At 41.0% G+C, this 6,185-nt stretch carries 6 protein-coding genes and 1 rRNA gene; 3 read left to right on the forward strand and 4 right to left on the reverse strand.

All coding sequences use genetic code 11. The annotated features are described in order from the left end of the window. The first annotated feature begins 23 nt into the window (after positions 1–23). Both trkA and WS34_RS03630 read left to right on the forward strand, forming a co-directional pair. On the forward strand, positions 24–1,364 hold the full coding sequence (gene trkA, locus WS34_RS03625) for a Trk system potassium transporter TrkA (RefSeq protein WP_046403203.1): 1,341 nt from the start codon (positions 24–26) through the stop codon (positions 1,362–1,364). A 13-nt stretch (positions 1,365–1,377) separates the two neighbouring features. Continuing rightward, on the forward strand, positions 1,378–2,826 hold the full coding sequence (locus WS34_RS03630; protein WP_013612065.1) for a TrkH family potassium uptake protein: 1,449 nt from the start codon (positions 1,378–1,380) through the stop codon (positions 2,824–2,826). On the opposite strand, the gene WS34_RS03635 is transcribed toward WS34_RS03630, so the two are convergent. From WS34_RS03635 to fsa, 3 genes are all read right to left on the reverse strand, one after another. Next, positions 2,827–3,489: an MgtC/SapB family protein gene (locus WS34_RS03635; RefSeq protein ID WP_013612066.1), complete on the reverse strand. Its 663-nt coding sequence runs from the start codon at positions 3,487–3,489 to the stop codon at positions 2,827–2,829. It lies immediately after the preceding gene. Between the two features lie 144 nt (positions 3,490–3,633). Next, positions 3,634–4,242 carry an L-threonylcarbamoyladenylate synthase gene (locus WS34_RS03640; protein WP_013612067.1) on the reverse strand — a complete coding sequence of 203 codons (609 nt, stop codon included), beginning with the start codon at positions 4,240–4,242 and terminating at the stop codon, positions 3,634–3,636. A gap of 6 nt (positions 4,243–4,248) precedes the next feature. Continuing rightward, complete coding sequence (gene fsa, locus WS34_RS03645) at positions 4,249–4,905, reverse strand: fructose-6-phosphate aldolase (protein ID WP_022160998.1); 657 nt, start codon at positions 4,903–4,905, stop codon at positions 4,249–4,251. Positions 4,906–5,147: 242 nt separating this feature from the next. Here fsa and WS34_RS03650 point away from each other — a divergent pair, with 242 nt between their 5' ends. Then, positions 5,148–5,333: a hypothetical protein gene (locus WS34_RS03650; protein ID WP_140398586.1), complete on the forward strand. Its 186-nt coding sequence runs from the start codon at positions 5,148–5,150 to the stop codon at positions 5,331–5,333. Positions 5,334–6,087: 754 nt separating this feature from the next. Here WS34_RS03650 and rrf read toward each other — a convergent pair. Further along, positions 6,088–6,185 (reverse strand): 5S ribosomal RNA (gene rrf / locus WS34_RS03665); the annotation flags it as partial.

The raw sequence follows: 6,185 nt of genomic DNA on the forward strand, positions 1-6,185 counted from the left end.
GAAATCAAAATATTTCACTAACAATGAACATCGTTATCGCCGGGGCTGGAGCTGTCGGTACACATTTGGCTAAAATGCTTAGCCGACAAGAACACAACATTATGCTGATCGATACAGATCAGTATAAACTGGAGGATCTGGAAAGCCAGATCGATATCCTCTCTATCGTCGGTTCGTGTACTTCAATCGGTGCTCTGAAAGATGCAGAAGTCGGAAAATGTGATTTATATATTGCTGTAAATCCTCAAGAAGATCAGAATATCAATTCTGCTATATTGGCCAAAAAACTAGGAGCTAAACGAACGATCGCCCGGGTCAATAACAGTGAATATCTGGAAATCGAAAATGCAGAATACCTGCGTTCTATCGGTATCGATTCACTGATCTATCCGGAACGGTTGGCAGCCGAAGAAATCGTTGCTTCGCTAAAACAAATCGGTTCCAGACAGATGCATGAGTTTTCGGACGGACGTCTGCAATTGTTAGGGATAAAACTTTGGGATAATGCGCTTATCCTCAACCATACCTTGATCAAAATGGCAGAAATCTATGGAGCCGATCAGTTCCGGATCGTTGCCATCAAACGCCACAACCATACCATCATCCCCCGGGGAAACGACGAATTGAAATATGGAGATCTGGTTTTTATCGTCACCCGACCTTCTTTTATTCCGAATGTTTTCGCCTTATGTGGTAAAGAACAATTTGAAATCAAAAATATAGTAATTGTCGGAGCTTCCAGAATAGGTATAAAAACAGCCTCTCTGCTGGAAAAAAATTACCATGTCAAGATTATCGAGAAAGACCGTGAAAAATGCATCCAACTGGCCGACAAACTAAAATCTACGCTGGTGATTAACGGGGACGGACGAGATCTTACTTTACTGAGGGAAGAAGGTATTAAAAATGTAGACGCTTTTATCAGTCTGACAGGTTCTTCAGAAACCAATATATTGTCTTGCCTCTTAGCTAAAAAAATGGGGGTCAAGAAAAGTGTAGCCGAAGTGGAAAATATCGATTACATCGACCTGGCAGAAAATATCGGAATCGGTACGTTAATCAATACCAAACTGATTGCAGCCTCCCATATTTACCGTTACACCATGAATGTCGATGTCCGCCATCTGAAATTTTTGACTTTTTCAGAAGCGGAAGTATTCGAACTGAAAGCTCAGCCTGGGTCTAAAATCACAAAGTATTCTTTACAAGACGTTCACTTCCCGGATGACGCCACTGTCGGAGGAGTATTCCGGGGCGACGAAACCATTATAGCTAAAGGTGATGTGCAGATACAGGCCGGGGATACGGTAGTGATCTTTGCTCTGCAAAATGCTGTCAAAAAAGTAATTAAATATTTCCAATAAATTTTTTCAGAAGATGATAAACTTTCGTTTTATCGCCAATCTGATGGGAAGGCTGTTACTGATCGAGAGTGCCTTCTTATTGTTATGTGTCCTGATTGCTTTAATTTATGGTGAACATGATGCATCGGCTTTCTTTTATACCTCCCTGATCACCATGAGTGCCGGTTTCCTGTTGTCTAAACTGATAAAAATCAAAGACCGGGTATTGGCCAAAAAAGATGGTTATTTCATGGTAACGATGGTATGGATCATCTTCTCCCTTTTCGGTAGCCTACCTTATATGATCGGGAATACAATCCCTTCCTTTGCAGATGCCTTTTTTGAAACCATGTCGGGGTTCACCACGACGGGCTCTTCTATTCTGAATCATGTTGAAGCACTTCCTCATGCCACCTTATTTTGGCGTTCCCTGACCCAATGGCTGGGAGGATTAGGGATTATTATGCTATTTATCGCCATATTACCGAGTCTCGGAATAGAGGGACGGGATCTTTATGTGGCAGAAGTCCCAGGGCCTACACACAATAAAACTTCATTTACCTTTACTTCTTCTGCCCGGCAAATGTGGATTCTCTACACCATCCTGACACTTCTACAAACCCTTTTGCTCCTATTCGGAGGAATGAATCTCTTCGATGGTATCTGTCATGCATTCACCACGATGGCCACCGGAGGATTCTCGACCAAACAAAATAGTATCGCTTATTGGGATTCCGCTTATATCCAATATGTCATCATCATTTTTACTTTTATGGCAGGTACCAATTTCGGACTTTTACATACAGCTATCCGTGGTAATTGGAGGAAACTGATCCAGGATAATGAATTTCAACTCTATTTCACGATTGTCTTGCTAGCCAGCGTTGTGATCGGTGTAGGACTTTACGTCATCGGCTGGGCAGACTTCGAGAAGAGTATGCGTGATGCCACCTTTCAGGTAGTTACTTTAATCACGACAACGGGATTTGCAACCGCCGATTATCTGCTTTGGCCTCCCTTGTTAGGTTTGATTCTGTTCTTACTTCTTTTCGTCGGAGCCTCAGCCGGTTCTACAGCCGGAGGAATGAAAGTCGTACGGGTTTATCTGCTATTTAAAAATTCTTTTGTAGAGTTAAAGCGTATTATTCACCCCAATGGTATTATCAATGTCAAATACAACAATAAAAGCGTTCATCCCAATATAATGACGGGGATTATGGCTTTTGCCATTTTATTCATGATTGTATTTACCATCGGGAGTCTGATCATGACCATCTTTACGGAAGATATCATTACCGCCTGCAGTGCCGTCGTCAGCTCGATGAGTAATGTAGGTCCCGGATTCGGCAGTGTCGGTCCGATGTTTTCCTATGCGCACCTGAATGATTTTGCCAAATTATTCCTGGCTTTTTTAATGCTGGTAGGACGTCTGGAGATCTTTACCGTCATGGTGCTGTTTACAAAAGCTTTCTGGAGAAAATAATCAGGCTATCCGTTCTAAAGTCAGATCGGGCAAACTTTGCATAAACTGAAATAATTCACTCTCATCCAGATAGCGTTTGGTCTTGATCACCATCGTTACATGGTATAAATCGGCATGTTCGAGAGGCTCGTGTTGCATATCATAACTGGCAATCCGATAATTTCTCAAATGTAGTTCATTGGTCACCCGCTTCAAATTTTCTTTATCGGTAGTGGCAAATACCAGCAATGAACTATGTTCTCCTACATTTTTAAAAATAATAGTCAGAAATTCAAGTCCTATTAAAGTCAGGATCATGGCGAATACTCCGATCCAATACATACCTCCTCCGACAGCCAGTCCGATACCCGAAGTTGCCCATAAACCGGCAGCCGTCGTTAAGCCTCGTACAAACTGTTTTTGAATCAGAATAGTCCCTGCTCCGATAAAACCGATACCACTGACCACCTGAGCAGCCACTCGACTCGGATCCAAACCATAACCCGGCTTAGCCAAGACATCGGCAAATCCATATTGTGATACAATCATAATCAAAGCACTTCCCAAAGCAACCAAAAAGTGCGTCCTCAATCCCGCCTCCTTAGCCCGATACTCCCGATCCCAGCCGATCACCCCTCCCAAAACTCCAGCTAACAATAACCGAAAAATACAGTCCCAAAGCATAAAAACCTCCTTTCAATAACCTTTACTATCCCATTACGTTCTATCTGATCAAACGTTTCTTTTCTACGACAAAAAGAATGCCAAAAAAAGCTGTCCCATATACCCGGAACAGCCTTCATTTCTTTTCTCCTCTGCTTCCTGCTTTCACTTCAATTCTCCGATTCCTTGCCGGATGACTTCTATCCGGTCATCGGTACAATCGACAACTGTCGAGGCAACATTCTGTCCAAAACCACCGTCGATCACCAAATCCACCAATTTCTCATATTTTTCATGAATCAATTCAGGATCGGTCATATATTCAACCACCTCGTCTTCAGCTTTAACCGAAGTAGTCAGTAAAGGATTACCCAGTTCTTCAACAATAGACATCACGATATAATTATCCGGAATCCGGATACCGATAGTCTTCCGCCTATTGATCATCACATTAGGCAATTTATTAGTTGCCGGCAATACAAAAGTAAAAGGCCCGGGTAGATTACGTTTCATCACCTTAAAAACCTCGTTATTTACTTTCGCATAAGCAGCGATATTCGACAGATCCCGGCAAATCATCGAAAAATTGGCTTTCTCAGGTTTGATATTTTTCAACTGGCAAACACGCTGCACAGCTTTGACATTATTAATGTCACAACCGATCGCATAAATTGTATCCGTCGGATAGATAATAATGCCACCGGCTTTCAACACCTCTACAACTTTAAGGATATCCCGGGTATTAGGATTATCCTCAAATAATTTGATATACATGAAGCGTCAACCGTTTACCTTTTTGTAATCTTCCAGGAATTTAGCCAGTCCACTATCTGTCAACGGATGATTCAGTAATCCTTTGATAGCAGCCAACGGACAGGTTGCGACATCGGCACCAGCCTCTATACACTGAATGATGTGTTGCGTATTCCGGATCGAAGCAGCCAGAACCTGAGTATGGAAACCATAATAACTGTACATATCCACGATCTTACTAACCAACTCGATACCATCACTACAAATATCGTCCAGACGGCCCACAAAAGGAGATACATAGGTAGCTCCGGCTTTTGCAGCCAATAAAGCCTGCCCCGGAGAAAATACTAAAGTACAATTGGTACGGATACCTTTTCCGGTAAAATATTTTATAGCTTTAATCCCTTCGGCAATACAAGGAACTTTGACTACAATATTCGGATGCAAAGCGGCCAATTCTTCTCCTTCTTTTATCATTCCCTCATAATCGGTAGCAATCACTTCAGCACTCACATCTCCCTGGACGATATTACAAATATCGACATAATGTTTTTTACAATTCTCCACTCCTTTAATCCCCTCTTTAGCCATCAACGATGGATTGGTCGTCACTCCATCCAACACTCCCAGATCATTTGCTTCTCTAATTTGATCCAAATTAGCCGTGTCAATAAAAAATTTCATAGGTTTTATTTTTAAAAAGTTTGCAGTTTTTATAAATCACGTAACAAAATTAGAATATTCCGCTCAATAAAGCTATTATATTCTGATATTTTTCAATTTATAAAAACGGGGAATTCGGCAAAACAAACCTATTTTTTACTTCAGATGTTATAAAATACTTCAGAAAAAACTCTAATCCGACAAACAAATATTTTATCTATACACAAACCATTCGGTAAAGTATTACCGTATATACTCTTAACATGATGTCGAAAAAAATATCATATCAAAGCCAACGGGATTGTCTCCATGTATGCCTGATCCTGATCATCCTGTTCAGTTTCGCTTATTATGAAGCTGAACGAAAAAATTCAGTGTCTCCTCCGGAAGAAAATCAGATAACTACGACTGATTCGATCACTCCTTCCAGATTTGTCAACAGTTATTGAATATTATTCCCCAGCTTTTAAAGCTTCGAAAGGATTACGTATGATAGTTTTCCAGCTACTTATACAAACAAGCAAAGCAATCCAGACCAATATCCCCGACACGGTATATATATTTTATCTCATACCCAAAAGGGATTTCTTTAGAACGTCTTTCCCCTTGTACCATAAAAAGGACGACAAAATTACTGACGGAAATAAATAAAATCAATAATCCGATACAACTCATAAATAGAATCCCAACCATCCCGGCTCCGGTTTTAAAATCAAAATCGGCTAAAGTCGACAAATGAATAGAAGTTAAAGGTTCCAGCTCACTCCCTGTTTGTATATTTCAAGGTATTATACCCCTCTAATACTTTTCGATTGACCCGGTTAGATTTTTCTACTACCTTCTCTAATGGACACCTTTCCTAAATTTCAGATAAATAAAGAACTCCAAGCCATCATAATCAGCTATATCCGGAGTCATGGATTCCAGATATTCAAAATTAAAATGACTGTTCTGTGGAAGATCCTCAATCACAGCAATCACCTGACAAGGGACTCGTTCACTATCATTCAAAAATTGTCCGGTAGGATCGACATTTTTGACAAATGGAATTCTATGCGATAGTGTTTCTAAAAGGGGGCTTAACATGAGGGGGCATACCCAATGCATTTACCTTCCCTCCTTCTTCTTCAGCCAGTATCTGTTTGGTTTAGTCAGTATAATCAGATAAAAAAAAGCGAGTCACTTTCGTAACTCGCTTTCAAAATTCGGCGCCAACCTACTCTCCCACCATAAGGCAGTACCATCGGCACTCAGGGGCTTAACTTCTCTGTTCGGAATGGAAAGAGGTGGATCCCCCCGGT

Source organism: Odoribacter sp. N15.MGS-14 (assembly GCF_000980245.1).
GTDB lineage: Bacteria > Bacteroidota > Bacteroidia > Bacteroidales > Marinifilaceae > Odoribacter > Odoribacter splanchnicus.